At 62.8% G+C, this 24608-nt stretch carries 21 protein-coding genes; 12 read left to right on the forward strand and 9 right to left on the reverse strand.

Going from position 1 to position 24608, the window contains the following annotated elements:
• Nucleotides 1–83: 83 nt before the first annotated feature.
• Nucleotides 84–2117 carry a methyl-accepting chemotaxis protein gene (locus N0P34_RS01590; RefSeq protein ID WP_275605278.1) on the reverse strand — a complete coding sequence of 678 codons (2034 nt, stop codon included), beginning with the start codon at nucleotides 2115–2117 and terminating at the stop codon, nucleotides 84–86.
• Nucleotides 2118–2473: 356 nt separating this feature from the next.
• Between N0P34_RS01590 and sdhC the strand changes: the two genes are divergently transcribed.
• Genes sdhC through N0P34_RS01615 form a run of 5 tightly spaced genes read left to right on the forward strand, consistent with a single transcriptional unit; the run spans nucleotide 2474 to nucleotide 6197 of the window.
• Entirely contained in the window at nucleotides 2474–2860 is a 387-nt protein-coding gene (sdhC, locus tag N0P34_RS01595; protein WP_275605279.1) for a succinate dehydrogenase, cytochrome b556 subunit, read from the forward strand.
• A gap of 1 nt (nucleotide 2861) precedes the next feature.
• Complete coding sequence (gene sdhD, locus N0P34_RS01600) at nucleotides 2862–3254, forward strand: succinate dehydrogenase, hydrophobic membrane anchor protein (RefSeq protein WP_275605280.1); 393 nt, start codon at nucleotides 2862–2864, stop codon at nucleotides 3252–3254.
• Between the two features lie 5 nt (nucleotides 3255–3259).
• Nucleotides 3260–5071, forward strand: a complete 1812-nt coding sequence (sdhA, locus tag N0P34_RS01605) for a succinate dehydrogenase flavoprotein subunit (protein WP_275605281.1) — start codon at nucleotides 3260–3262, stop codon at nucleotides 5069–5071.
• On the forward strand, nucleotides 5071–5358 hold the full coding sequence (locus N0P34_RS01610) for a hypothetical protein (protein ID WP_275605282.1): 288 nt from the start codon (nucleotides 5071–5073) through the stop codon (nucleotides 5356–5358). The genes sdhA and N0P34_RS01610 overlap by 1 nt, the downstream gene beginning before the upstream one ends.
• Nucleotides 5359–5414: 56 nt before the next feature.
• On the forward strand, nucleotides 5415–6197 hold the full coding sequence (locus N0P34_RS01615) for a succinate dehydrogenase iron-sulfur subunit (protein ID WP_275605283.1): 783 nt from the start codon (nucleotides 5415–5417) through the stop codon (nucleotides 6195–6197).
• A gap of 457 nt (nucleotides 6198–6654) precedes the next feature.
• On the opposite strand, the gene N0P34_RS01620 is transcribed toward N0P34_RS01615, so the two are convergent.
• The 5 genes from N0P34_RS01620 to N0P34_RS01640 form a co-directional block, all read right to left on the reverse strand.
• A complete protein-coding gene (locus N0P34_RS01620) occupies nucleotides 6655–6954 on the reverse strand; it encodes a GIY-YIG nuclease family protein (RefSeq protein ID WP_275605284.1) in 300 nt (99 codons plus the stop codon).
• Between the two features lie 346 nt (nucleotides 6955–7300).
• Entirely contained in the window at nucleotides 7301–8845 is a 1545-nt protein-coding gene (locus N0P34_RS01625; RefSeq protein ID WP_275605285.1) for a hypothetical protein, read from the reverse strand.
• Between the two features lie 76 nt (nucleotides 8846–8921).
• Nucleotides 8922–9869 carry a DMT family transporter gene (locus N0P34_RS01630; RefSeq protein WP_275605286.1) on the reverse strand — a complete coding sequence of 316 codons (948 nt, stop codon included), beginning with the start codon at nucleotides 9867–9869 and terminating at the stop codon, nucleotides 8922–8924.
• A gap of 233 nt (nucleotides 9870–10102) precedes the next feature.
• Complete coding sequence (locus N0P34_RS01635) at nucleotides 10103–11032, reverse strand: tyrosine recombinase XerC (RefSeq protein WP_275605287.1); 930 nt, start codon at nucleotides 11030–11032, stop codon at nucleotides 10103–10105.
• 33 nt (nucleotides 11033–11065) lie between these two features.
• Nucleotides 11066–12184, reverse strand: a complete 1119-nt coding sequence (locus tag N0P34_RS01640) for an FUSC family protein (RefSeq protein ID WP_275605288.1) — start codon at nucleotides 12182–12184, stop codon at nucleotides 11066–11068.
• 244 nt (nucleotides 12185–12428) lie between these two features.
• Here N0P34_RS01640 and N0P34_RS01645 point away from each other — a divergent pair, with 244 nt between their 5' ends.
• The 7 genes from N0P34_RS01645 (at nucleotide 12429) to N0P34_RS01675 (ending at nucleotide 22184) form a co-directional block, all read left to right on the forward strand.
• The gene (locus tag N0P34_RS01645; RefSeq protein WP_275605289.1) at nucleotides 12429–14597 is read left to right on the forward strand and encodes a primosomal protein N'; all 2169 of its coding nucleotides are present in this window, start codon (nucleotides 12429–12431) and stop codon (nucleotides 14595–14597) included.
• A gap of 276 nt (nucleotides 14598–14873) precedes the next feature.
• Nucleotides 14874–15416, forward strand: coding sequence for a F0F1 ATP synthase subunit delta (locus N0P34_RS01650; protein WP_275605290.1), 543 nt, complete (start codon nucleotides 14874–14876; stop codon nucleotides 15414–15416).
• Entirely contained in the window at nucleotides 15416–16951 is a 1536-nt protein-coding gene (gene atpA, locus N0P34_RS01655; RefSeq protein ID WP_275605291.1) for a F0F1 ATP synthase subunit alpha, read from the forward strand. The genes N0P34_RS01650 and atpA overlap by 1 nt, the downstream gene beginning before the upstream one ends.
• A gap of 23 nt (nucleotides 16952–16974) precedes the next feature.
• Nucleotides 16975–17862, forward strand: coding sequence for a F0F1 ATP synthase subunit gamma (locus N0P34_RS01660; protein ID WP_275605292.1), 888 nt, complete (start codon nucleotides 16975–16977; stop codon nucleotides 17860–17862).
• A gap of 21 nt (nucleotides 17863–17883) precedes the next feature.
• Entirely contained in the window at nucleotides 17884–19323 is a 1440-nt protein-coding gene (atpD, locus tag N0P34_RS01665; RefSeq protein WP_275605293.1) for a F0F1 ATP synthase subunit beta, read from the forward strand.
• A 70-nt stretch (nucleotides 19324–19393) separates the two neighbouring features.
• A complete protein-coding gene (locus N0P34_RS01670; protein WP_275605294.1) occupies nucleotides 19394–19819 on the forward strand; it encodes a F0F1 ATP synthase subunit epsilon in 426 nt (141 codons plus the stop codon).
• A gap of 214 nt (nucleotides 19820–20033) precedes the next feature.
• A complete protein-coding gene (locus N0P34_RS01675) occupies nucleotides 20034–22184 on the forward strand; it encodes a methyl-accepting chemotaxis protein (RefSeq protein ID WP_275605295.1) in 2151 nt (716 codons plus the stop codon).
• On the opposite strand, the gene N0P34_RS01680 is transcribed toward N0P34_RS01675, so the two are convergent.
• Genes N0P34_RS01680 through N0P34_RS01690 form a run of 3 tightly spaced genes read right to left on the reverse strand, consistent with a single transcriptional unit; the run spans nucleotide 22185 to nucleotide 24544 of the window.
• Entirely contained in the window at nucleotides 22185–22871 is a 687-nt protein-coding gene (locus N0P34_RS01680; RefSeq protein WP_275605296.1) for an aspartate/glutamate racemase family protein, read from the reverse strand.
• A 12-nt stretch (nucleotides 22872–22883) separates the two neighbouring features.
• Nucleotides 22884–23414: an RNA pyrophosphohydrolase gene (locus N0P34_RS01685; RefSeq protein WP_275605297.1), complete on the reverse strand. Its 531-nt coding sequence runs from the start codon at nucleotides 23412–23414 to the stop codon at nucleotides 22884–22886.
• An 11-nt stretch (nucleotides 23415–23425) separates the two neighbouring features.
• Nucleotides 23426–24544, reverse strand: coding sequence for a divergent polysaccharide deacetylase family protein (locus tag N0P34_RS01690; protein ID WP_275605298.1), 1119 nt, complete (start codon nucleotides 24542–24544; stop codon nucleotides 23426–23428).
• Nucleotides 24545–24608: the final 64 nt, after the last annotated feature.

A 24608-nucleotide genomic window follows, 5' to 3' on the forward strand; every position in this document is an offset into this window, starting at 1 on the left:
CTCGCCTTTGTGCCGGGAGACAGGCCCCGGGGGGCGGGGCTTTATTCACCATCGGGCCCATCGGACCACGCCGGTGAATTGGATCAGAATTCGCTCCAGTCTTCGGCAGTCGCTGCGGCGCCACCGAAATAGGTCTTGGCCGCTTTCTGTACCGATTTGATCAGTCCGCGCGCGCCGCCCGCCCGTTCGGACCGCGCCAGCTCGGCCATGTCCATGACCGGGCTTCGCGCCGCCGCCGACGGGTCGCGCAGGGTGAACGTCTCGACGATGCCGTCGACGCGGCTGGCCTGGCCCTCGGTCTGTTCGATCGAGGCGTTCATTTCCTCGACCAGCGCCGCATTGTGCTGGGTCATTTCGTCCATCTGCCGCACCGCGACATTGATCTGGCTGATGCCGGCGGCCTGAGCCTGGCTGTGATTGGCGATATTGCTCATCAGCGCGGCCGAGTTGCGCACGCCCTCGATAATCTCGCTGAGGCGGCCGGCCACGTCGGCAACGAGCCGCGAACCATTGCGCACCTCGCCCCCGCTCTGCTCGATCAGATGCTTGATATCGGCCGATGCCTGGGCCGCACTCTGGGCCAGGCGCCTGACCTCGACCGCCACCACGGCAAAGCCCTTGCCCGACTCGCCGGCGCGCGCGGCCTCGACCGACGCGTTGAGGGCCAGGAGATTGGTCTGGAAGGCAATGTCGTCGATCAGCCCGATAATGTTGGAAATCTTGGTGGCCGAGGTCGAGATGCGCTCCATGGCCTGGGTGGCCTGCTGCATCACCGCGTTCGAGGCTTCCGCCACATGGGTCATGCGGCCGGCGCCGTCGCTGGCCTTGCGGGCCTGTTCGGCATTGCTGGTCACCGTGGTGGCCAATTGATCCATGGCCGCCGAGGTTTCCTCGATCGTGGCGGCCTGGCGTGTGGTGCGTTCGGACAAATCGTTCGCCCCGGCCAGGATTTCTCCGGTCGCCTGCTTGAGATTGCGCGACGTGTCGCGCAATTGCAGGATGATTTCCTCGATCTTGTCGGCGACGCTATTGGTGCTCTGCCTGAGCTGGGCGAAGGCGCCGCGATATTCGCCGCGCATGCGGTCCCGCAGATCGGCGCGGGCCATGGCGCCGAGGACCCGGTCGGCCTCGTCGAGCGCGGTCTCGATCGCGGCCATCATCCCGTCGAGATTGCCGGCGATGCGGTCGATCTCGCGCTCCCCGAACTGATTGGCGATGCGGGCGCTGAAATCCCCGTTCATGGCGCTTTCGATCACCCGGTCGAAGGCGGCCTGGAAGCGGGCCATCATTTCGGCGCGCGCCGCCATCTCGCCGGCGCGACGCTGCTTTTCCGTCTCGGCGGCGCGGACTTCGAGCCCGTTGACGCGGAAGGTTTCGAGCGCCCGGGCCATTTCGCCGAGCTCGTTCTGCGCCTCGGTTCCGGCGATATTGGTGTCGTACTGGCCCTCGACCAGCCGGCCCATGGTCTGGGTCAGGTGGGTAAAGGTGCCGGTCAGCCAGCGCCCGGTGAGCACGGCCAATGTCACGCCGATGATCAGCCCGATCAGGCTGATGGCCGCGACGATCATCAATTGCAGCGTTTCCTGCTGGGCGATGACTGGGCCAAGGGCGTTCTGGCGGGCATGCGCCTTGCTCGATAGGTCTGAAAACAGCGCGAACATCGCCGGCCCCTTGGAGGTCAGGAGCGCGGTCTGGCTGTGCGTGCGGGGATCGGCGCCACTGCCCACGGCGGTGACAAGGGTTTCAAAGCCGGCCGAATACTGGGTCAGCAGCTCCGAGGCATCGGCCACGACATCCATTGCCGCGCGGTCATCGCCAAAATAAGTCGGGGCGGATTGCTTGGCCTCGGCCAGTGCCTTGGCCTGTGCGCGCACTGCATCGGCCCATTGGCTGGTCGGGGTCAGCAGATAGTTGAGAAAGTCGATCCTGAGCAGGGATATGTCGCGCAGATATTCGTCGAGGATAAGGGATTGGCGCGCCACTTTGCGATAGTCGGCAAAGAGATGTTCTGCATTGGACATCAAATATATTGAAGCGCCCCCTATGACCGTCAGGACTATACTGAGCGCGGCGAATGCTCCGTAGATGCGCGCCTTGACGCTGCGAAACATAGTCATAAGAATGCCCCCTGTTGCTGGTAGAAAGCTTCTCATGGTGTCGTTACTTTTTTATTTTCTGTCCCCCAATCGTAAAATCACGTAAGACTTAGAAGTGATTTGACTTTTTGTCTGACTTGATCGTGCTTCCATCTACTTGAGTTTTGCTTGGCGATTGTACTTCCGGCCTCGTCTTCTCCGCCTCACCGCCATTCGAACAGTCTGTGCGCTCTGCGAACAAAGTGCGTGATGCGCCAAAAGTTGGAGCTCGCGACCGTCCGGGGGCTTGGATTTCTTAGGGTTTGGGCGTTAAAACGCGAACCATTCCAAACTGGAGGCGGCATGTGCCATCTCCGTAAGGCCCCGGATTAGAGCCCATGTCGGTTAGAGCCCGCCCCATCTCCCCGCATTTGCAGATCTATCGCTGGACCGTCACGATGACGATGTCCATCCTTCACCGCGCCACCGGCATCGCCAATTACGCGGGCATGGCGCTGTTCGTGATCTGGCTGGTCGCCGCCGCGTTCGGGCAGGACGCGCTGATGTCGGTCAATTTCATCTTCGGCAGCTGGTTCGGCCAGATCGTGCTGTTCGGCTTCACCTGGAGCCTTGTGCACCACATGCTCGGGGGCCTGCGCCACTGGGTCTGGGATTTCGCCGCCATGATGGAGCCGGGCCAGCGCGAAGCCATGGCCTGGGCGACGATCATCGGCTCGGTGCTGATCACCCTTCTTATCTGGACAGTCTTTGTGTGGGCCGCCTGACATGCGCGAACAAATCATCACCACGGACGTGATCGCCAATCCGCGCAGCCATTATGGTGACGCCAAGGCCTCCACGCGCCATTTCATCACCCAGCGCGTCACCGGGCTGATCAATGTCCTCTTCATCGGCCTCTTGCTCTACATCGTGGTGCGCGTGGCCGGACAGGACCGCACCGATCTCGTCGCCGTCATCGGCAATGGCTGGATCGGCATTCCGCTGGCCGTCCTCATCGGCATCGTCGCCATTCATATGCGCAACGGCATGCGCGATACGCTCGAGGATTATCTCCACGACGCCATGTATCGCCTGGCCATGATGCTCAATACGCTTTTCTGCCTGATTATCGCGCTGGCCGGCATCGGCTCGGTGCTCAAGATCGTCTTCTGGGGTTGATCACAATGGCCAATTACGAACTGATCGACCACGAATTTGACGTGGTGGTGGTCGGCGCCGGCGGCGCGGGCCTGCGCGCCACGCTCGGCATGGCCGAGCAGGGTTTCAATACCGCCTGCATCACCAAGGTGTTTCCCACCCGCTCGCACACTGTGGCGGCCCAGGGGGGCATTGCCGCTTCGCTCCAGAATATGGGGCCCGATAGCTGGCAGTGGCACATGTACGACACCGTCAAGGGGTCGGACTGGCTCGGCGACAACGACGCCATGGAATATCTGGCGCGCGAGGCCCCGGCCGCCATCTACGAGCTCGAGCACTATGGCGTGCCGTTCAGCCGGACCCAGGACGGCAAAATCTATCAGCGTCCGTTCGGCGGTCACATGACCGAATTCGGTGATGGCCCGCCGGTGCAGCGCACCTGTGCCGCCGCTGACCGGACCGGCCACGCAATCCTCCACACGCTCTATGGCCAGTCGGTCAAGAACGACGCGCAGTTCTTCATCGAGTATTTCGCGCTCGACCTCATCATGGGCGAGAATGGCGAATGCCAGGGCGTCATCGCCTGGAAGCTCGACGACGGCACGCTGCACCGTTTTCGCGCGAAAATGGTCGTGCTGGCGACCGGCGGTTATGGCCGCTCTTACTTCTCCGCCACTTCGGCCCATACCTGCACCGGCGACGGCAATGGCATGGTGGCCCGCGCCGGCCTGCCGCTGCAGGACATGGAATTCGTGCAGTTCCACCCCACCGGCATTTATGGTGCCGGCGTTCTCATCACCGAGGGCGCACGCGGCGAGGGCGGTTATCTCACCAATTCGGAAGGCGAGCGTTTTATGGAGCGCTATGCGCCCAACGCGAAAGACCTCGCCAGCCGTGACGTCGTCAGCCGCTGCATGACGCTCGAAATCCGCGAGGGTCGTGGTGTCGGTCCCAACAAGGACCACATCTATCTCCACCTCGATCACCTTGACCCCAAGGTGCTGCATGAGCGCCTGCCGGGCATTACCGAATCGGCAAAAATCTTTGCCGGCGTCGACCTCACCCGCGAGCCGATCCCGGTGCTGCCGACGGTGCACTACAATATGGGCGGCATTCCCGCGAACTATCACGGCGAAGTCCTCAACCCGACGGCCGACGATCCGACCCGCATCGTGCCGGGCCTGATGGCCGTGGGCGAAGCCGCCTGCGCCTCGGTGCATGGCGCCAATCGCCTGGGCTCCAATTCGCTCACCGATCTCGTGGTCTTCGGCCGCGCCGCCGCCTTGCGTGCCGGCAAGGTGCTCGACAAGAGCGCCCCTGTCCCCGGCATCAACAAGGCCCAGGATGACAAGATCCTCGCCCGCTTCGATCGCCTGCGTAATGCCAATGGGTCCCAGCCCACCGCAAAACTGCGAGACGAAATGCAGCGCACCATGCAGGCCGATGCGGCGGTGTTCCGCACCGATGCCTCGCTCAAGCAGGGCGTCAAGGCAATGAGCGAAATCTACTCGCGCCTCCATGACGTTAGGGTCACCGACCGCTCGCTGATCTGGAATTCGGATCTCGTGGAAACCCTCGAGCTCGAAAACCTCATGGCCTGCGCCATGACCACTGTGGTCTCGGCCGAAGCCCGCCAGGAAAGCCGCGGCGCCCATGCGCATGAGGATTTCCCCAATCGCGACGACGCCAATTGGCGCAAGCACACGCTGAGCCATCTCGACGTCGCCACCGGCGCCGTGCGCCTCGATTATCGCCCGGTCATTACCGATCCGCTGACCCCTGAAGACCAGGGTGGCATCGATCTCAAGAAGATCGCCCCCAAGGCGCGAGTGTACTGATGCGCAGGTTTTCTATCGCCCTTACCGCGCTGGCCCTCGTCAGCCCCGCCTTTGCCGCTGCCCCGACGGCGTCGCAAAAGCAGGAATTCTTCGAGGTCTGCGTGGGCATCTCGCAAAATCAGGAATTGTGCGCCTGCAAGGCCGATGCCGCCATGACGCTGATCGACGAGCGCTTCATGGGCGTCGTCATCGCCTCGATGAAAGGCGGCGCGCCCGCTGCGGCCGATTACAATGCCTACAATACCTACGTCGCCAAATCGAACCAGGTGTGCAAGCCCAACTATTGAGGCCGCCGCCCATCGACCCCTACCGCGCCGGTTGAGAGGCGCAACATGAGGATAAAATGGCCGAACTGACATTGCGCAAGGCCGATCAGCCGCACAAGGGCAAGACCTGGTCCAGGCCGGAAGGCGCAACGCGCCTGCGCGAATACCACATCTATCGCTACGACCCGGACAAGAACGAGAACCCGCGCATCGACACCTATTTCGTCGATCTCGACAATTGCGGGCCGATGGTTCTCGATGCGCTGCTCTATATCAAGAACAATATCGATCCGACCCTGACCCTGCGCCGCTCCTGCCGCGAGGGCATTTGCGGCTCGTGCTCGATGAACATCAACGGGCTCAATACGCTGGCCTGCACCAAGGGCATGGACGATTCGACCGGCCCGGTAAAAATCTATCCGCTGCCGCATATGCCGGTGGTCAAGGACCTCGTCCCCGACCTCACCAATTTCTACGCCCAGCATCGCGCCATCGAGCCCTGGCTCAAGACCACTTCGCCCACGCCGCAAAAGGAATGGACGCAGTCGGTGGAAAGCCGCGCCAAGCTCGACGGGCTCTACGAATGTATCCTGTGCGCCTGCTGCTCGACCTCGTGCCCGTCCTATTGGTGGAATGGCGAGAAATATCTCGGCCCCGCAGCGCTGCTCCAGGCCTATCGCTGGCTCATCGACAGCCGCGACGAGACCACCAATGAGCGCCTCGACAATCTTGAAGACCCCTTCAAGCTCTATCGCTGCCACACGATCATGAACTGCACCAAGGTCTGCCCCAAGGGCCTCAACCCCGCCAAGGCCATCGCCCAGATCAAGAAGATGATGGTCGAACGCAAGGCGGCTTAATTTCTCTGGTCCCAGATCTAAGAAGCCCGCGGTGCCGCTGCGGGCTTTTTTTTGTGCAGACGCCCGCCCCACCCACCATGTCATCCCCGCGAAAGCGGGGACCTCCGTTACCTTGCTCCCGATTGAAAACAGAGGTTCCCGCTTTCGCGGGAATGACACCGCGCGAGACTCCACCCCTGTGCAGCAATCTCCGGATAAAGATCACGCCACTCCGGGTTTTCCATCTCGATCAACTCGATCTTCCAGATCAAGAAGATGATGGTCGAACGCAAGGCGGCTTAATTTCTCTGGTTCCAGATCTAAGAAGCCCGCGGTTCCGCCGCGGGCTTGTTTGTTCCTTGTGCACCTATGGCCGCTCCACCACCATGTCATCCCCGCGAAAGCGGGGACCTCCGTTACCTTGCTCCCGATTGAAACAGAGGTTCCCGCTTTCGCGGGAATGACACCGCGCGAGACTTCACCCCTGTGCCGCAATCTCAGGATAAAGATCGCGCCAGTCCGGGTTCTCTTGCTCAATGAGCGCGATCTTCCAGTCCCGCCGCCACTTCTTGAGGCGCTTCTCCCGCAGAATTGCCGCCTCAACATCTTCGTGGACTTCAACGTAAACCAGCCGATGAATGTGGTACCAGCTGGTCTGTCCGCGGACGAGTTCTTCGCGGTGAATGTACACCCGGCCGATCAAGTTTCCGGTGACGCCAATATAGAGCGCACCGTATTTCCGGCTGGCGAGAATATAGACGTAGTAGACCTTGGTCATTGGCCACTCGGTCACTCAAGGTGCGACCACTCAACCATCAGTTCCCCACCATGTCATCCCCGCGAAAGCGGGGAGCCGAGCTTTCATTTGTGCAGCATAAAACAAAGGTTCCCGCTTTCGCGGGAATGACACAGCGAAAGATACCCCCTCATGTGCCGCAATCTCCGGATGCGACCATTCAACCATCAGCTCCCCACGATGTCATCCCTGCGAAGGCGGGGACCTCTGTTCATCTTTGAGCCGCCCCGAACCAAAGCTTCCCGCGTCCTTATGAATGACGCCGAGCACACAAAAAAACGGCGGAGCTTTCACCCCGCCGCCCAAATTCCTCAAAAACCCAAAAACCTCAGCTTTCGCTGTCGACCAGCATGATGGTGCCGGCCTCGAAGGCGGCCTTGCAGTCATTGGCGTCGGCGAGGCGGTCGCTTTCCAGCAGGGTCGTGGCCGTGCCCGGGCCTTCGAAGCGCGGATCGTCGCATTCCCCGTCATCGGCATAGCTCGAGGAATTGTCGCCGAAGTCGATCTCCGAGCTGTCATAGGGTGCGCCGGCGGCATATTCGGGCGAATAGACGGCGCGGATCGAGATCTGGCCCTCATCGAGCAGGGCCTTGCAGTCCGTTGCGTCGCCCATAAGGTCTTCGGCGAGCAGCTTCTTGTCGACGCCCGGGCCGGTAAAGCGCAAATCGTCGCATTCGCCATCATTGGCCCAGCGCGAAAAGTCCGAGCCGAAATCGAAGGCCATGGCGCTCTTTTCGCCCTGGAACTGGGCGGTGCCGGCTTCATAGGCGGCGCGGCAATCGCTGGCGTCGCGACGGATATCGGCCGCGAGCGTTTCCCGGGCCACGCCGGTTCCGGTAAAGCGGGGATCGTCGCATTCCCCGTCATTGGCCCATTCCGAGGAATCGTCGCCGAATACGATGTCAGCGTCGGCGAGCGGCTGCGCAGCAACGCCCCCATCGGCCTCGTCGCTGAAGGTCACGGTCCCGGCCTCATAGGCGGCGCGGCAATCGGTGGCGTCCTTCAGCCGGTCCTCGTCTACCAGTTCAGCGGCGGCGCCAGCACCGGTGAAGCGGGGATCGTCGCATTCGCCGTCATTGGCCCATTTGGAGCTGTCGTCGCCAAAGTCGATTTCGGGGCGAACCATGGGCTGGGCGGCCGTGTCGCCATCGCTTTGCTCGCCAAAAGTCACGGTCCCCGCCTCATAGGCGGCGCGGCAATCGGTGGCGTCCTTCAGCCGGTCCTCGTCCACCAGCTCGGCGGCCGCGCCAGCTCCGGTGAAGCGGGGATCGTCGCATTCGCCGTCATTGGCCCATTTGGAGCTGTCGTCGCCAAAGTCGATTTCGGGGCGAACCATGGGCTGGGCGGCCGTGTCGCCATCGCTTTGTTCGCCAAAAATCACGGTCCCGGCCTCATAGGCGGCGCGGCAGTCGGTGGCGTCCTTCAGCCGGTCCTCGTCCACCAACTCGGCCGCGGCGCCGGCCCCGGTGAAGCGGGGATCGTCGCATTCGCCATCATTGGCCCATTGCGAGCTGTCGTCGCCAAAATCGATCTCGGCGCGGGCGACCGGTGCGGTCGGGGCCGAGGGTGTCGCGGTCGGCGCGGGAGGCCGCGCGGTCCCGTCTTCGGCCTTCAGAATTGCCGTGCCCGCATCAAAAGCGGCGCTGCAATCGGTGGCGTCCTTCAAGAGATCGGCGTCGACCACTTCATCGGCAACGCCCGAGCCTTCGAATCGCGGGTCGTCGCATTCTCCGTCCTTGGCCCAGGGAGAGCTGTCGTCACCAAAATCGATTGCGGAAGGGGCGTTTGTTTGTGCCGTGCTCGGTAAAGTGCCGGCACTCGCCAGCAACAGGCCGAGAAGCGACCCGGCGATGACCCTGCTTGAAAAGCGCATGGACTGTCCTCCCGCTTGGTGTTGTGGAAGCACACTATAGCGGCTTTGTGACCGCCATGAGCGTGCAAGAGCAGAATTATTTGCCCGTCGAGGCTGCCTTCCTCTCGCTGCCGGCAAAGAGCGAGGAGCCCAGCAGCACCAGCGCCGTGCCGATCGCGTGGTAGATGGTGAAGGCTTCTCCCAGAATGATGACGGCCAGCGCGATGGTGGCTATGGGGCCGAACGAGGCGGTCGACGAGGTCGCCCGTGCCCCGATCCGGGCGATGCCGGCATTGAGCAGGAAGGAGGGCAATATGGTCCCGAACACTCCCAGCATGACCCCATAGAACCAGATGCTGGGCGAGAGTTCGGTAAAGCCGGAAACACCCGAGATGACGAGGCTCTGGCCGATGGCGAAGACACCGGCGGTGGCCATGCCGACGCAGGTGAACAGCGCCGAGCCGACGATCAGCATCTCGCGCCGCGCCAGATGCTGGTAGAGCGCAAAGACAATGGCCGAGCCCAGGACGAGCAGCGTGCCGATCATCAGGCCATCGGGCCGCACCGCAAGGCTCCAGCCGAAGATCACCAGCAGCCCCGAATAGGTGATGAGCATGGGTAGGATCAGCCGCCACTTCATCCGGTCGCCGAAAAACCAGACCCCGAAGAAGAAGACGAAGAAGGGATAGGTGAACAGCACCAGTCGCTCATATTGGGCGTCGACGAAGGCCAGGCCGGCAAAATCAAGATAGCTCGAGACATAATAGCCCATGGTTCCCACGGCCATGCAGGGCAGGATGCGCTTCGGCGTCAAAAGGCCAAGCCGCTTGTCCCCGCGGCGCAGCAGCATGACCAGGATGACGAGATAGACCGGCACGGCGATCAGCATGCGCAGGGCCATCACCATCTCGGTCGATGCGCCCTCGGCATAGGCCAGCTTGGCAAAAATCCCCTTTGTGGAAAACAGCACGGCCCCGGCAAGGGCATATCCATAGCCCACCATGTCGAAGGGGGCAGGGGCGTTTTCACTGGAGGCAGTCGTCATGGTGGGGTCTACTTGTTCCTCGTCGCATGGCGAGGATTGGCCCCGCCCGGCGGGCCGATGCAACCAGGGGTTGGAGGCCGGCCTGCGGCGCGGGCGCGACTCAATCTCGAAAGTCCGGACGAGGCAAGTCCGCGCGGCGGCAAAGTGTTCCCCTTTGCGCAATAAGGCCGTCCAAATGCTAACAGTCTGCTAACCAATAGCCACTTGATGCTGTCGATCGCAGGCGGCTGCACTCACCCCCTCGGATGGGCCTTGGCATAGCTTTCGAGCAGGCGCTCGGTGTCGACGGCGGTATAGATCTGGGTGGTGGCAAGGCTCGCATGGCCCAGCAATTCCTGGATCGAGCGGAGGTCGCCGCCCTTGCCGAGAAGGTGGGTGGCAAAGGAATGGCGCAGCGCATGGGGGGTCGCCGAGGGCGGCAGGCCAAGGGCCGAGCGCAGCAATTCCATCCGTTTCTGGATCAGTCGCGGCGACAGGACACCGCCCTTCACCCCGCGAAAGATCGGGTCTTCATCCCATGTTTTATAAGGACTTAGCTTGAGATAGGTGTCGATCGCCTGACGCACCGGCGCGATCAGGGGCACCATGCGCACCCGCCCCCCCTTGCCGGTCACCCGCAGCACATCGGCCTCGAGATCGGCCTTGGTCAGCGCCAGCGCCTCGGAAATACGCAGCCCGGCCCCGTAGCAGAGCGAAATCACCGCCATATCGCGGGCGCCAACCCAGGGCTCTTCTTCCATTTCGTTCGTGGCGGCAATGGTTTGCCGGGCTTCGATCACCGTCAGCGCCTTGGGCAGGGACCGCCCGACCTTGGGCGTGCGGATGACGTTCAGGGCTTCGGTTGCGAGGATATTCTCCCGTTCGAGAAATCCAAAAAAGCTCTTGATGGCCGAAAGAACCCGCGCCAGCGAGCGGGAGCCGAGGCTTTCCTCGCGACGCTGGGCCATGAAGGCGCGGATATCGGCGCCGCGCAATTCCTTCAAGGATTGCAGGGTGATAGGCCCGCCCATATGGCCGGCCAGAAAGCTCATGAACTGCGAGAGATCGCGCGAATAGGCTTCCAGCGTCTTGGGCGCGAGGCGTTTGACCGAGCCAAGCTCCCGCATCCAGCCGGCGATCTGGGATTGAATGAAGGCATCGGTGGCAAAGGCTGCGTCGGTCATGGCTTGAGATTACCGCCCTCTGGTTAGCAATCTCTAGCCCTTGTTCTCATGGTCGACGAGTTTGTCCCGGTCCCGCACGCTCGACAGGGCCAGCGCGGCCAGGATGCCGATCACCGCGCCCAGCATGGTGTCGAGAATTCTCTCATGGGCCATGGCCGCCCCGGCGCCGCTGGGAAGGGCGATATAGGTCATCAGCAGGGCCATTGGGGTCACCAGAATCTGTCCCAGCCCGTAGTTGAAGCCGATGATCGCTTCGGTGCCGATCTGGAGGAGAACGATCAAGCCGATCAGTACGAAAGTGTCGGGGTGGAGCGACAGCACGGCCCAGGCCAGCAGGGCGCCCACCACTGTGCCCGCCATGCGCTGGGCGGCCCGATGCATGGAGATGCGCAGATGGGCCCCCGTCATCACGGCGATCGCGCCCATGGCGGCCCAGGAGGGATGCTCCGCGCCGGCTAATTTTGAGACCAGAATGGCTGCGGCAGAACCCAAGACCAGCCCGATGCAGGCAAAGATACGGTTCCTGAGCGGACGGCTTGGCTCCACGGGAAAAGGGATGGCCGCTTGCTTTTTTCTCCGCAACGGCTCGGTCACCGCGCAGATGGCCCAGGCGAGGCTCCCCACCACAATCACGGCGATGGTCCGCTCGAGCACAGCTTCGAAGCTGGACGGGGGCGCCATCGCTGCGCCACCGGCGAAGACGAAGAGCAACACCCCCGGCGGCCCGAATTTTGCGGTGACGGTAATGAAATAGAGCACACCGCAAGCCAGGGACAAAATGGCCAGCAGCACCGGCTCCGACACCCCAAGCCAGGCGAGGGTGGACATGACGAAAACCGTCATTGTCTGCGTTACGAGGCAGGAGAACAGGATGCGGTTTCTCTGGCGTGGCGGCGCAAAGCGGCCGAACAGCGCGATCAGCGTGCCGAGGGCGGCAAAGCCGATCAGATGAGCGAACGGCGACAGATAGACAAGCGGCAGGGCGATGGCAGCCGTCAGGCCGGCCTGAATCCCCGCCAGCGCCGAGACATGAAGATGCGGCTGCGGACTGAGCTGGAAGCCGCCCTTGAGCGTCCCAGGGTGAAAAAGATGTCGTGCAGCGTCCCTGCGACGCACATGGGGCGTCGGGGCGTCGTCAGGCTCGTCGTCCATTGGAGGTCGTGCGTCGCTTGAATGATCGTCGGGGCAGTAATGGGCCCATCTTATCCCCGGCACAAGAAGCGGCCGTAACATCTGCGTCATCGCTCTACCCCAGGGGTGATGCATTCGATGCGCAGGCGCGAGCCCCGAATTTCGCATTGATTGGGGATAAGGGGGACAGTTGGGACAATGCCTGCCCTAGCCGAATCGCTTCTCGATCCTATCTAAGGAGCATGAGAACGGAACGCGCACAAACATGTTTGGTCCCGGGGAAATCGTCGCGGTAATGGTGGGGGTCGCCGTCGAGGGCCCCTATTCCTATCGCGTGCCCAGGGACATGGAGGTCCAGCGCGGGTCCATTGTCGCCGTGCCGCTCGGGCCCCGGCTAACCCTTGGCGTGGTCTGGGGCGTGCCGAGCGAGCAGATCGGCCATAACCGCCTGAGAGACATCAGCTTTTGCTATGAGGTGCCGCCGCTCAGCGAGGAATTGCTAAAGCTGGTCGAGTGGGTTGCCCGCTATACATTGGCCGCGCCTGGCCAGGTGCTGCGCGGTGTCCTGCGCTCACCAGAGGCGCTCGATGCCCCCCGTCCGGTTGTCGCCTATCGACGGACCGGTTTTGAGCCGGAAAAGCTGACGCCCGCCAGGCTCAGGGTGCTCGATACGCTCAATGACGACATGGCCTGGCCCAAGGCGGCGCTGGTCGGCGCCAGCGGGGTGTCCACCTCCGTCATCGATGGTCTCGAAAAATGCGGGGCGCTCGAAAAACTCGAAATGCCGCCGCCGCCCGTGGTGCTGCCACCCGATCCCGATGCCTTTCCCGCCACGCTCAATGAAGAGCAGCAGGCGGCGCTCGACCAGATTTTAGCCATAGATCCCAATAGTTTCGGCGTTGCCCTGCTCGATGGCGTCACCGGTGGCGGCAAGACCGAAGTGTTTTTCGAGGCGGTGGCGGACACGCTTCGGGCCGGGCGACAGGCGCTGATTCTCCTGCCCGAAATCGCGCTCACCAACACCTTCATCGATCGCTTCACCAAGCGCTTCGGCACCCGCCCGGCCGAATGGCACTCCGACATGACCCCGGTGCAGCGGGCCAAAATCTGGCGCGGCGTGCTCGATGGCACGGTCCGGGCCCTTGTCGGCGCCCGCTCGGCCCTTTTCCTGCCCTTCCGCGAGCTGGGCCTGCTGGTGCTCGATGAGGAGCATGACGGCGCCTACAAGCAGTCCGAAGGGTTCACCTATCATGCCCGCGACATGGCCATCGTCAGGGCGCATCTGGCCAAGGCGCGGGTCATCCTCTCCTCGGCGACCCCCTCGGTCGAATCGCGCAACAATGCCAATACCGGCCGCTATGCCCATGTCCGGCTCGAAAGCCGTTTCGCCGCAGCGGCCATGCCCGATATCACCGCCATCGACATGCGGATCGACGGCCCGGAAAAGGGCCAGTGGATTGCCCCGAGCCTGGCGCGGGAAGTGTTCGCGGCACTCGACCGGGGCGAGCAGGCTCTCTTGTTCCTCAACCGGCGCGGCTATGCGCCACTCACCCTCTGCAATGCCTGCGGTCACCAGTATAAATGCCCGGATTGCTCGGCCTGGATGGTCGAACACCGGTTCCGCGGCGTGCTCATGTGCCACCATTGCGGCCATGAAGTGCGGGTCCCAAAAGTGTGCGGCGCCTGCGGGCAGGAAGACACGCTGGTGGCGGTCGGCCCCGGCATTGAGCGGGTGGCCGTGGAAGCGGCGGCGCGTTTTCCCGATGCCCGGCGCGTGCTGCTCTCCACCGACATGGGCAGCCATTCCCAGCTGCGCGAGCGCTTTGCCGAGGTCGAGCGGGGCGAGTTCGACCTCATCATCGGCACGCAGCTCGTTTCCAAGGGGCATCATTTCGAAAAGCTCTCGGTGGTCGGCGTGCTCGACGCCGATCTGGGTCTTGCCCATGGTGACCCGCGGGCGGCCGAAAAAACCTTCCAGATCCTCACCCAGGTGGCGGGCCGGGCGGGCCGCGCCAGCCAGCACGGCAAGGCATTCCTCCAGACCTATCATCCCGAGCATCCGGTGATGAAAGCCATGGTTTCGGGCGACAGGGAGGCCTTTTACGCCCAGGAGCTGCTCGCCCGGGAAGCCGGCGGCATGCCCCCGTTCGGTCGGCTGGCGGCCTTGATCGTTTCGGCCAATGAGCAGCAGACCGCCATGGCCTACGCCCGCAGCCTGCTCTCTTTTGCGCCTATGGCGGAGGGGGTGCGCCTGTTCGGACCGGCCGATGCGCCGGTGGCCATGATCAGGGGGCGGCACCGGGTGCGGCTGCTGGCGCAGGCGGGCAAGGATTTCGATCTGTCCGGCTATGTTCGCTTCTGGCTTTCGAGCGGCGAAAAACCCAAGGGCGACATAAAGTTACAGGTCGATATCGACCCGATGAGCTTCATGTAAGCGCCCTTTGCACTGGCTCGCCCGGCAAAAGCGGCAATTGGAGGCGCATCCTGCGACATTTTCACCGCGATTGAATCCGGCCCGGCAGCCTTGCAAGGGCCGCTTGGCTTGTGTTAGAGCGAGCCCAACTTAAAGGGGTCCGGATAGGAATCGTCCGAATTGGGCCCTTCTTCCACAAACGTTCGCAACGTTGACACACCGGCCAGGTTCCCCACAGGAACCATCCAGAGGGCCGGTCCAAGAGAGGGTGAAGCGGCATTGGCAGCGCAGAATTCAGTGCTTACCCAGATCGCGCGGCCATATGCGTCGGCGCTGTTCGATCTCGCCAAGAGCGAGAACCAGCTGGCCCAGGTGGAAACCGGTCTTTCCGACATCTCACGGCTGATCGGTGAAAGCGAAGAATTTTCGCGCTATCTTCGGTCTCCCGTGATCAATGTCGAGGTCAAGGCACAGGCGCTCGACGCCATCCTTGCCAAGACGTCGATCAATGGCCTCGTTGCCAATTTCCTGCGCATCGTGGCCCAGAACGGACGTCTTTTCGCGCTGGATCAGATCATCGTCGTGTTCCGCGAGCTGGCAGCAGCCGATCGCGGCGAGACGACTGCGGAAGTGACTTCCGCTGCCCCGCTGAGCGCCGATCAGGCTAAGGCTCTCGCCGAGACGCTTAAGGCCAAGCTGGGCAAGACCGTCACGCTCAATCAATTCGTCGATCCCTCGCTGATCGGTGGCCTTCAGGTGAAGGTCGGCAGTCAGCTGATCGATTCTTCCCTCAAGACAAAACTCGCCGCGATGAAAATCGCCATGAAAGAGGTCGGATAATGGACATCAAAGCCGCGGAAATCTCTGCGATCCTCAAGGACCAGATCAAGAATTTCGGCCAGGAAGCCCAGGTTTCCGAAGTTGGTCAGGTGCTCTCCGTCGGTGACGGTATTGCCCGTGTATACGGCCTCGACAACGTGCAGGCCGGTGAGCTCGTCGAGTTCCCGGGTGCCGTGATGGGCATGGCGCTGAACCTCGAAACCGACAATGTCGGCGTCGTGATCTTCGGCAATGACCGCTCGATCAAGGAAGGCGACGTCGTCAAGCGTACCGGCGCCATCGTGGATACCCCGGTCGGTCCGGGCCTGCTCGGCCGCGTGGTCGACGGCCTCGGCAACCCGATCGACGGCAAGGGCCCGATCGTGCACACCGAGCGTCGCCGCGTCGACGTCAAGGCGCCTGGCATTCTGCCGCGCAAGTCGGTTCACGAGCCGATGTCCACCGGCCTCAAGGCCATCGACGCCCTGATCCCGATCGGCCGTGGCCAGCGCGAGCTGATCATTGGCGACCGCCAGACCGGCAAGTCGGCTATCATTCTGGACACCTTCCTCAACCAGAAGCCGGCCCACGACGCCAACGCGTCGGACACCGACAAGCTCTACTGCATCTATGTGGCCGTCGGTCAGAAGCGTTCGACCGTCGCTCAGTTCGTCAAGCAGCTCGAAGAATCCGGCGCCCTGCCGTACTCGATCGTTATCGCTGCGACCGCCTCTGACCCGGCTCCGCTCCAGTACATCGCGCCCTTCACCGGCTGCGCCATCGGCGAGTGGTTCCGCGACAATGGCAAGCATGCCGTTATCGCCTATGACGATCTGACCAAGCAGGCCGTTGCCTACCGTCAGATGTCCCTGCTGCTGCGCCGTCCGCCGGGCCGCGAAGCTTATCCGGGCGACGTGTTCTACCTGCACTCCCGCCTGCTCGAGCGCGCTGCAAAGCTCAACGAAGACCATGGTCTTGGTTCGCTCACCGCTCTGCCGGTTATCGAAACCCAGGCAAACGACGTTTCGGCTTACATCCCGACCAACGTGATCTCGATCACTGACGGCCAGATCTTCCTCGAAACCAACCTCTTCTTCCAGGGCATCCGTCCGGCCGTGAACGTCGGTCTGTCGGTTTCCCGCGTGGGTGGTTCGGCTCAGGTCAAGGCGATGAAGCAGGTTGCCGGCTCGCTCAAGGGTGAGCTGTCGCAGTACCGCGAAATGGCCGCCTTCGCCCAGTTCGGTTCGGACCTCGACGCCTCGACCCAGCGCCTGCTGAACCGTGGTGCCCGTCTCACCGAGCTGCTCAAGCAGCCCCAGTTCAGCCCGCTCAAGACCGAAGAGCAGGTTGCGGTGATCTTTGCCGGCGCCAATGGCTATCTCGACAGCGTTGCGGTGAACAAGGTCGGCGATTTCGAAAAGCACATCCTGTCCGCTCTGCGTGGCAAGTATGCTGAAATCCTGTCGACCATCGCCACCGAAAAGGCCCTGAGCGACGACACCCGTTCCAAGCTCAAGTCGGCTCTCGACGAGATCAAGAAGACCTACGCGGCTTGAGCCGGTAAGGAGACTTTAGGCTCATGCCGTCGCTAAAGGACCTCAAGAACCGTATCGACTCGGTCAAGTCGACCCAGAAGATCACCAAGGCCATGCAGATGGTCGCGGCGGCTAAGCTCCGTCGCGCCCAGGAAGCAGCCGTGGCAGCCCGTCCCTATGCCGAGCGCATGGGCCAGGTGCTGGCGAGCCTGGCCGCCGTCTATGACGGCCAGACCGACGCCCCTGTGCTGCTGGCCGGCAATGGCCGCGACCAGGTGCACCTTCTGATCGTTGCAACCGGCGAGCGTGGTCTTGCCGGCGGCTTCAACTCCTCGATCGCGCGTCTGGCGCGCGATCATGCCAACAAGCTTCTGTCTGAAGGCAAGACCGTCAAGTTCCTGACCGTTGGTCGCAAGGGGCATGACATTCTCAAGCGCCAGTATGCCGACAAGATCATCGACACGGTGAGCTATCGCGAAGTCAAGAATATCGGCTTCGCCCAGGCCAGCGAGATCAGCCAGAAGGTGCAGTCGCTGTTCGCCGCCGGCGAGTTCGACGTGGCGACACTGTTCTACGCCAAGTTCAATTCGGTGATCAGCCAGGTGCCGCAGGCCCTGCAGATCATTCCGGCCCGCATCGAGGCTGTCGCCGGCGAAGGCCAGGCCGCAGTGTCGACCGTGCCGTATGAGTACGAGCCGAGCGAAGAGGCCATCGTCGAAGATCTCCTGCCGCGCAACATCTCGGTTCAGGTCTTCCGCGCCATGCTCGAGAATAACGCCTCGTTCTACGGTGCGCAGATGTCCGCAATGGACAACGCCACCCGCAACGCCGGCGAAATGATCGGCAAGCTGCAGTTGAGCTACAACCGTCAGCGCCAGGCCCAGATCACCAAAGAACTTATCGAAATCATCTCGGGCGCCGAAGCGCTCTAACCGCACAGCGAGGACGAACAAATGGCAGATAAAAAGGCCGGTCGCGTATCGCAGGTCATCGGCGCCGTCGTCGACGTCGTGTTTGACGATCACCTGCCCGCCATTCTCAATGCCCTTGAGACCACCAATAACGGCCAGCGTCTCGTGCTGGAAGTGGCGCAGCACCTGGGTGAAAACGCAGTGCGCACCATTGCCATGGACACGACCGAAGGTCTCGTCCGCGGCGCCGAAGTGTTCGACCTGGGCACTGCTATCACCGTTCCCGTCGGCGAAGCCACGCTCGGCCGTATCATGAACGTCATCGGCGAGCCGATCGACGAAGCCGGTCCGATCGTTGGCGAAGCTTCGCGCGAAATCCACCAGGAGGCACCCGCCTTCGCCGAGCAGAACCCTGAGTCTCAGGTTCTGGTCACCGGCATCAAGGTCGTGGATCTGATCGCTCCCTACGCTCGCGGCGGCAAGATCGGCCTGATGGGCGGCGCCGGCGTTGGCAAGACCGTTCTGATCCAGGAACTGATCAACAACGTCGCCAAGGCGCACGGTGGTTACTCGGTGTTCGCTGGCGTGGGTGAACGCACCCGCGAAGGCAACGACCTGTACCACGAAATGATCGAATCGGGCGTGAACAAGGACCCCAAGGAACATGGTGGTTCTGCCGCCGGCTCCAAGTGCGCCCTCGTTTTCGGCCAGATGAACGAGCCCCCCGGTGCCCGCGCCCGCGTTGCTCTGACCGGTCTGACCGTCGCAGAGAACTTCCGCGACCAGGGTCAGGACGTGCTGTTCTTCGTGGACAACATCTTCCGCTTCACCCAGGCCGGCGCCGAAATGTCGGCTCTGCTGGGCCGCATCCCCTCCGCTGTGGGTTACCAGCCGACGCTGGCGACCGACATGGGCGCGATGCAGGAACGCATCACCACCACGAACAAGGGCTCGATCACCTCGGTTCAGGCCGTGTACGTGCCTGCCGACGACTTGACCGACCCGGCTCCGGCAACGTCCTTTGCCCACTTCGACGCCGTGACCGTGCTGAACCGCGCGATTTCGGAAAAGGGCATCTACCCGGCCGTTGACCCGCTGGCATCCAACTCGCGTATCCTCGACGCCAACGTTGTTGGCCAGGAGCACTACGAAGTTGCCCGTCGCGTTCAGGAAGTGCTGCAGAAGTACAAGGCTCTCCAGGACATCATCGCGATCCTGGGCATGGACGAGCTGTCCGAAGAGGACAAGCTCACCGTGGCCCGCGCCCGTAAGGTCGAGCGCTTCATGAGCCAGCCCTTCGACGTGGCTGAAGTGTTCACCGGCTCGCCTGGCGTGTTCGTTCAGCTCGAAGACACCATCAAGGGCTTCAAGGGCCTGGTGAACGGCGAGTACGATCACCTGCCGGAAGCTGCTTTCTACATGGTCGGCACCATCGAAGATGCCGTCAAGAAGGCCCAGAAGCTGGCCGCTCAGGCCGCCTAAGCCACGCCTTTTTGCGTGTCGGACCCGCCCGTAAGGCGGGTCCCCCATCTGATGCTAAGGGACCCAAAAAATGGCTGAAGGCCTCAAGATCGAGATCGTGTCGCCAGAGCGGCTTTTGGTTTCGGAAATCGTGCAGTCGGTCACGGTGCCCGGCTCCGAGGGCTATTTCACGGTCATGTTTGACCACGCGCCCTTCATGACCACGATGCGTCCGGGTTTCATCACCGTCACCAAGGACAGTGGGCCGGCCGAAATCTACTTCGTCCGCGGCGGGTTCGTCGACGTTTCGACCTCGGGCCTCACGATTCTTGCCGAAGAGTCCGTTCCGTTCAGCGAATTCGACCATGCCGATCTGCAGGCGCAGATCAAGTCGGCGGAGGAAGAGCTGGCGCGCGCCGCGACGCCGGATGACAAATCCTACGCTCAGCAGTTCGTGTCCGGTCTGTTGAACCTCGCCATCGAAGCCCAGCAGCTCGGCGGCGCGCATATCCATTAATCGTTCCCTCTCGGGGGAAATCAACGATCTGAAGGCCGCTTCCGAAAGGAGGCGGCCTTTTTGCTTATTCTGTCCGCGCCGTGCCAACAATTTAGGCAAGCCTCTGACAATGCTTATATTTTCATGTCGATCAACGGCTCGTTAACCCTTGTTCGTCAGTCTATCCCCAGAAAATGCAGTTGTTGCATCGCCGTTACTTGCGGGGTCCGGGACTATGCTGACTTTCTTACGAAATCTGAACATGACCTTTGCCATTGCCGCCATGTCGGTAGCGGCTACTGCCATCGCCATTGTCACGGTCCTCGCGGGGCTGTTCTTCAGCCTCTCTTCCACGGTCGAGACCGACACCAGAACCGCAATTTCATCCGCCACCCGGATTTCTGCCGAGATCCTGCGGGTCAATCTGCCGAGCCTTGAAGTCGTGCCAGACGCGACAGGGAATGTGGCTGCGCTGAACCTTCGCTCAATGCCGCGCTTCCGCAGTCACGAGGTCATCGACGCCATTGCCCGCGTTTCGGGCCAGGATGTCGCGATCTATGTCTACGACCCCGAAGTTTCACCCGACTTCACCATCGGCACGACGAGCCTCATCGATGCGGAGGGGGAGCGGCTGCTCGACGATGCTCTTGTCGCTGGCTCCGCCGCGCATCGCGCCCTGCTTGCGCAGACTGTCCTCGAAGAGCCTTGGGCGTTTGAGGGCGTCAACTATATCCGCCGCTTCCAGCCCATTGCGCGTGCGGATGGCACTGTCCTCGGCGCCATGATGGTTGCGGTCGATCGCGGTCCCATCGAAGCGGTACTGGGGCGCTCGATGCTCATCCTCTTTGGCATTGGTGGTGTGGCGCTGGTGGTCTTCGGGCTTCTTGCCTTCGGCCTTTCGCGCCTGCTGACCCGCCCGATACCGCAGTTGTCGAACGCCATGGAGACTATTGCCGAGGGCGATCTCGACCTCGCCGTACCCTTCAGGGACCGGCGCAACGAGATCGGCGCCATGGCGCGCGCGGTCGATATCTTTCGGCGAAATGGTCTTGAGAAAGCAGCGCTCGACGCCCAGGCTCGACAGCACCTCGCCGAAGTTGCCGATCACACCGGCCAGCTCGAGGCGATCTCGCGCTCGCAAATGGTGGTGGAGTTCACCCTCGAGGGTATCGTGACGCGGGCCAACGACAATTTTCTCGCCCTGCTGGGATATCAAGCCCCCGAGGTCATCGGCCGGCCGAACGCCCTCTTCCTTTTCGATGTGGACCCGTCGACCATGAACTACCGGCAGTTCTGGATCGACCTGGCCGGAGGCGCCTTCAAGACCGGTGAATATCGACGCCGCACGCGGGATGGCGGTGAGGTATGGATCCAGAGCACTTTTACGCCGATCGCCGATGCCGAGGGCAAGCCCTATAAGGTGGTGCAGTTCGCCAGCGACGTGACCGACCGCAAGAAATCGGTCGCTGCGATCGGCGCGGGGCTGAAGCGGCTGGCCGAGGGCGATCTGACCGGGGTCATCAGCAAGCCATTCCCGGACGAGTTCGACGATCTTCGCATCGCCCTCAATGGGACGATAGAGCGCTTTTCCGATGTCGTCGGCCAGCTCCAGACCACGGCGCGTTCGCTGCGTGTCGCCGGGGGCGAACTGCTGTCGGGGGCTAACGATCTCTCCGACCGCACCACGAGGCAGGCCGCGACGATCGAGCAGACCTCCGCGGCCATGGAGGCCCTGGCCGATACAGTGGGGGAAAATGCCGGTCGAGCCGAAGACGCGGCGAAAAAGGCGGAGGCGGTTTCGGGCGTTGCTGCGGCGAGTGGCGCCTTTATGGGCCAGGCTACCGAGGCAATGGAGCGGATTACTCGATCCTCCGCGCGGATTTCCAACATCATCGGTCTCATTGACGATATCGCCTTCCAGACCAATCTGCTTGCACTCAACGCTTCGGTGGAAGCCGCGCGAGCGGGGGAGGCGGGCAAGGGCTTTGCCGTGGTGGCTGTCGAGGTGCGGCGGCTTGCCCAGAGCGCGGCTCAGGCCTCGGCCGACGTCAAGGCGCTGGTCGAGCAGAGCGGCGTCGAGGTCAAAGGCGGGGCAGGGCTGGTGGCGGCGGCCGGCGATCAACTCGCCAATATGCTTGCCGTGGTCGAGGAGAACAGCAATCTGGTGCGCGCCATCGCCAGGGCCTGCCGCGAGCAGGCCGCGTCCATCGGCGAGGTCACGGCCTCAATGCGGCTCCTCGACGAGGTGACCCAGCACAATGCGGCACTGGTCGAGGAAACCCATGCCGCAATCGAGCAGACCGAGGCGCAGACCCATACGCTGGACCAGATCGTCGACATCTTTCATGTGCATGAACCGCCGCTGGCACCGGCGCGGGCCGCGTGATCAGGAAAGGGCCGCGTCGACCAGCGCCTTGGCGTGGAGATCGGTCGTGTCGTAGACCGGCAGCGGGCTGACATCGTCGTCGATCAGCATGCCGATTTCGGTACAGCCCAGGATCACCGCCTGGGCGCCGCGCGCGGCGAGCTTTTCGATGGCGCCGACATAGATCCGGCGCGACTCGTCGCGGATAATGCCGCGGCAGAGTTCCTCATAGATGATGCCATTGAGATTTGTGCGATCCACCTCGGGGATGAGGTTGCCCAACCCGCGCGCCGTCAGCCGGTCGCGATAAAACCCCATCTCCATGGTGAAGCGTGTGCCCAGAAGCCCCACCGTATCGAAGCCGTCGGCCAGAAGGGCATCGGCTGTGGGATCGGCGATGTGGACAAAGGGCACATCGATCCCGTCCAGCATGGTTTGGGCAACGACATGCATGGTGTTGGTGGCTAGGCCCAGCACTTCGGCTCCGGCGTCCACCAGGCCCCTGGCAGCCCCATTGAGGCGCTTGCCGGCGCCGTCCCAGTCCCCGGCCGCCTGCATCGCCGCTATGGGCGCGAAATCAACCGAGTGGATGAGGAGCGGCGCGGAATGGAGGCCGCCCAGCCGGCGCGCCGTTTCCTGGTTCAGCACACGATAATAGTGGGCCGTGGATTCCCAGCTCATGCCGCCGATCAGGCCAATGGTCTTCATCGCAAAAAATCCTCAGGCAAAGCGCTGCGGGATCTCGGCAAAGGCCTCCACGACCTTCTCGTAGGCCGGCCGCTTGAATGGCACGATCAGCGAAGGCGTGCGGCTCAGCCGTTCCCAGCGCCAGGCATTGAACTCGGCGCCATGCTTGCCGCCGGCCGGGGTATGGACGTCGATCTCGCTCTCCTGGCCGGTAAAGGCGAAGGCGAACCAGCGCTGGCGCTGCCCGCGATATTTTCCCTTGAAGGCGACGCCCAGGGCTTCGTCGGGCAGGTCGTAGTAGATCCACTCGGGGGCTTCGGCGAGCAGGCTCACCGAGGTGATATTGGTTTCTTCGTGCAGTTCGCGCAGGGCGGCGCGCAACGGGTCCTCGCCGTCGTCAATGCCGCCCTGGGGCATCTGCCAGGCAAAGCCGCGCGCGGCAGACTGGTCGGGATCGCCTTCCGATTTGCGATGGCCGACGAACACCTGCCCGGTGGAATTGAACACCGCTATGCCCACGCAATCGCGATAGGGCATGGCGTCTCGATCGAGTGCAGCAGACATGAAGCGCTTCTCTATTTCATCAGGGCGCTGGCCGGAACCAGCGCAATACCCTTGGAATCCAGTTCCGCTGCCCATTCGGAAAGGGCCTGAACGGAAATGGGGAGAGCACTGACAATACCGATCGCGCTGCCCTGGTCCAGAGCCTGGGCTTCAAGGCTGGCAAGCGCTGAGAGAATGGATGCGCGGGCGGGATTGGCGTCGATGACCATGCCGGCGCGCGCGAATGGCACCTTGTTGGCCCCGGCCAATTGCTCGGCGACGGAGCGGTTTGAAGAACCGTCGTCGATATAGCCCAGCCCGCGTGAGCCGAGCTCCTCCATCACCGGCGCGAAGTCTGCCGCCGAGGCGGTGAACCGCGCGCCCATATTGTTGATCAGCCCGGTATAGGCGCCGAAACGGGACATCAGCCAGAACAGTTTGTCGAGGTTCTGCCGCGGCGGTTCGCCGGTGAGAAGTGTGTGCGGGCCCGGATCGTTCTGCGGGTAGTCGAAGGGCTCGAGCGGCACTTCGAGCATGATTTCATGCCCGCCGCCGCGCGCTGCCGAAACCGTACGCTCCAGCGCCTTGCCGTAAGGGGCAAAGGCCAGGGTGACAAGATCGGGCAATTGGCTGATGGCGTCGTACGATCCCTGCGCGTTGATGCCGAGACCGGTCACGATGATGGCAATCTTTGGCCCCGGGGCCGCGGCGAGGTCGAATGGATAGCGGTAGGCGGCAAAGGGGGTTTCGCCGCTGCTCGACATGCGGGGTATGGGGCCGTTGCTGGTCTCTTCGCTGAGATCGGCAAGGATGGTCGTGTCCGTAGTCGGCGCGCCGGCATTGTCTGCGGGGGCGGCTCCGGATGGTGCGGCGGCGCCGGCCGGATATTGGACGGGGTCCGCGGTCAATGTCACCGGTCCGCTTGCGGCGCTGTCGGCCACGCTGTTGCCGGTTTGGGTATTGGTGATACCGGCCTCGATGCTGGGCAAGCCGCCATTGGGCTCCTCGACGAGAACCAGGCGCAGCACGACGCCAATGGCGATGAGCGTGATGACCCCGAAAAGCAGGCGGGCTACCGGAAAGTGCGGCCGGCCCGAACCGCGCCTCAGGCGCCTCCGGCCGGTCAGCGGTGTACTGAGATCATTGGCCATCGGGTCTGCGCGGTCCTGGAGAATGCTTACAAGAATGGCGTGACAGCGAATCACGCTGCCACGC

The organism is Devosia sp. FJ2-5-3 (assembly GCF_029201545.1).
Lineage (GTDB): Bacteria > Pseudomonadota > Alphaproteobacteria > Rhizobiales > Devosiaceae > Devosia.

Excerpts from the sequence above, each read along its gene's own strand:
- N0P34_RS01590 (WP_275605278.1), bottom strand. The coding sequence starts at position 2,117 with ATGACTATGTTTCGCAGCGTCAAGGCGCGCATCTACGGAGCATTCGCC.
- sdhC (WP_275605279.1), top strand. The coding sequence starts at position 2,474 with ATGTCGGTTAGAGCCCGCCCCATCTCCCCGCATTTGCAGATCTATCGC.
- sdhD (WP_275605280.1), top strand. The coding sequence starts at position 2,862 with ATGCGCGAACAAATCATCACCACGGACGTGATCGCCAATCCGCGCAGC.
- sdhA (WP_275605281.1), top strand. The coding sequence starts at position 3,260 with ATGGCCAATTACGAACTGATCGACCACGAATTTGACGTGGTGGTGGTC.
- N0P34_RS01610 (WP_275605282.1), top strand. The coding sequence starts at position 5,071 with ATGCGCAGGTTTTCTATCGCCCTTACCGCGCTGGCCCTCGTCAGCCCC.
- N0P34_RS01615 (WP_275605283.1), top strand. The coding sequence starts at position 5,415 with ATGGCCGAACTGACATTGCGCAAGGCCGATCAGCCGCACAAGGGCAAG.
- N0P34_RS01620 (WP_275605284.1), bottom strand. The coding sequence starts at position 6,954 with ATGACCAAGGTCTACTACGTCTATATTCTCGCCAGCCGGAAATACGGT.
- N0P34_RS01625 (WP_275605285.1), bottom strand. The coding sequence starts at position 8,845 with ATGCGCTTTTCAAGCAGGGTCATCGCCGGGTCGCTTCTCGGCCTGTTG.
- N0P34_RS01630 (WP_275605286.1), bottom strand. The coding sequence starts at position 9,869 with ATGACGACTGCCTCCAGTGAAAACGCCCCTGCCCCCTTCGACATGGTG.
- N0P34_RS01635 (WP_275605287.1), bottom strand. The coding sequence starts at position 11,032 with ATGACCGACGCAGCCTTTGCCACCGATGCCTTCATTCAATCCCAGATC.
- N0P34_RS01640 (WP_275605288.1), bottom strand. The coding sequence starts at position 12,184 with ATGGACGACGAGCCTGACGACGCCCCGACGCCCCATGTGCGTCGCAGG.
- N0P34_RS01645 (WP_275605289.1), top strand. The coding sequence starts at position 12,429 with ATGTTTGGTCCCGGGGAAATCGTCGCGGTAATGGTGGGGGTCGCCGTC.
- atpA (WP_275605291.1), top strand. The coding sequence starts at position 15,416 with ATGGACATCAAAGCCGCGGAAATCTCTGCGATCCTCAAGGACCAGATC.
- N0P34_RS01660 (WP_275605292.1), top strand. The coding sequence starts at position 16,975 with ATGCCGTCGCTAAAGGACCTCAAGAACCGTATCGACTCGGTCAAGTCG.
- atpD (WP_275605293.1), top strand. The coding sequence starts at position 17,884 with ATGGCAGATAAAAAGGCCGGTCGCGTATCGCAGGTCATCGGCGCCGTC.
- N0P34_RS01670 (WP_275605294.1), top strand. The coding sequence starts at position 19,394 with ATGGCTGAAGGCCTCAAGATCGAGATCGTGTCGCCAGAGCGGCTTTTG.
- N0P34_RS01675 (WP_275605295.1), top strand. The coding sequence starts at position 20,034 with ATGCTGACTTTCTTACGAAATCTGAACATGACCTTTGCCATTGCCGCC.
- N0P34_RS01680 (WP_275605296.1), bottom strand. The coding sequence starts at position 22,871 with ATGAAGACCATTGGCCTGATCGGCGGCATGAGCTGGGAATCCACGGCC.
- N0P34_RS01685 (WP_275605297.1), bottom strand. The coding sequence starts at position 23,414 with ATGTCTGCTGCACTCGATCGAGACGCCATGCCCTATCGCGATTGCGTG.
- N0P34_RS01690 (WP_275605298.1), bottom strand. The coding sequence starts at position 24,544 with ATGGCCAATGATCTCAGTACACCGCTGACCGGCCGGAGGCGCCTGAGG.